The organism is Aeromonas sp. QDB23 (assembly GCF_027707745.1).
Classification (GTDB): Bacteria; Pseudomonadota; Gammaproteobacteria; order Enterobacterales; family Aeromonadaceae; genus Aeromonas; species Aeromonas allosaccharophila.
On record NZ_JAPCJA010000152.1, the window covers coordinates 1 to 1,241 of the forward strand.

1 protein-coding gene is annotated in these 1,241 nt (G+C 60.9%); it reads left to right on the plus strand.

Translation table 11 applies throughout. The features are described 5' to 3' along the window. Positions 1-49: 49 nt before the first annotated feature. Positions 50-1,063, plus strand: a complete 1,014-nt coding sequence (gene intI1 / locus PG888_RS22915; RefSeq protein ID WP_000845048.1) for a class 1 integron integrase IntI1 — start codon at positions 50-52, stop codon at positions 1,061-1,063. Positions 1,064-1,241 lie beyond the last annotated feature (178 nt).

A 1,241-nucleotide genomic window follows, 5' to 3' on the forward strand; every position in this document is an offset into this window, starting at 1 on the left:
CTTGGATGCCCGAGGCATAGACTGTACAAAAAAACAGTCATAACAAGCCATGAAAACCGCCACTGCGCCGTTACCACCGCTGCGTTCGGTCAAGGTTCTGGACCAGTTGCGTGAGCGCATACGCTACTTGCATTACAGTTTACGAACCGAACAGGCTTATGTCCACTGGGTTCGTGCCTTCATCCGTTTCCACGGTGTGCGTCACCCGGCAACCTTGGGCAGCAGCGAAGTCGAGGCATTTCTGTCCTGGCTGGCGAACGAGCGCAAGGTTTCGGTCTCCACGCATCGTCAGGCATTGGCGGCCTTGCTGTTCTTCTACGGCAAGGTGCTGTGCACGGATCTGCCCTGGCTTCAGGAGATCGGAAGACCTCGGCCGTCGCGGCGCTTGCCGGTGGTGCTGACCCCGGATGAAGTGGTTCGCATCCTCGGTTTTCTGGAAGGCGAGCATCGTTTGTTCGCCCAGCTTCTGTATGGAACGGGCATGCGGATCAGTGAGGGTTTGCAACTGCGGGTCAAGGATCTGGATTTCGATCACGGCACGATCATCGTGCGGGAGGGCAAGGGCTCCAAGGATCGGGCCTTGATGTTACCCGAGAGCTTGGCACCCAGCCTGCGCGAGCAGCTGTCGCGTGCACGGGCATGGTGGCTGAAGGACCAGGCCGAGGGCCGCAGCGGCGTTGCGCTTCCCGACGCCCTTGAGCGGAAGTATCCGCGCGCCGGGCATTCCTGGCCGTGGTTCTGGGTTTTTGCGCAGCACACGCATTCGACCGATCCACGGAGCGGTGTCGTGCGTCGCCATCACATGTATGACCAGACCTTTCAGCGCGCCTTCAAACGTGCCGTAGAACAAGCAGGCATCACGAAGCCCGCCACACCGCACACCCTCCGCCACTCGTTCGCGACGGCCTTGCTCCGCAGCGGTTACGACATTCGAACCGTGCAGGATCTGCTCGGCCATTCCGACGTCTCTACGACGATGATTTACACGCATGTGCTGAAAGTTGGCGGTGCCGGAGTGCGCTCACCGCTTGATGCGCTGCCGCCCCTCACTAGTGAGAGGTAGGGCAGCGCAAGTCAATCCTGGCGGATTCACTACCCCTGCGCGAAGGCCATCGGTGCCGCATCGAACGGCCGGTTGCGGAAAGTCCTCCCTGCGTCCGCTGATGGCCGGCAGCAGCCCGTCGTTGCCTGATGGATCCAACCCCTCCGCTGCTATAGTGCAGTCGGCTTCTGACGTTCAG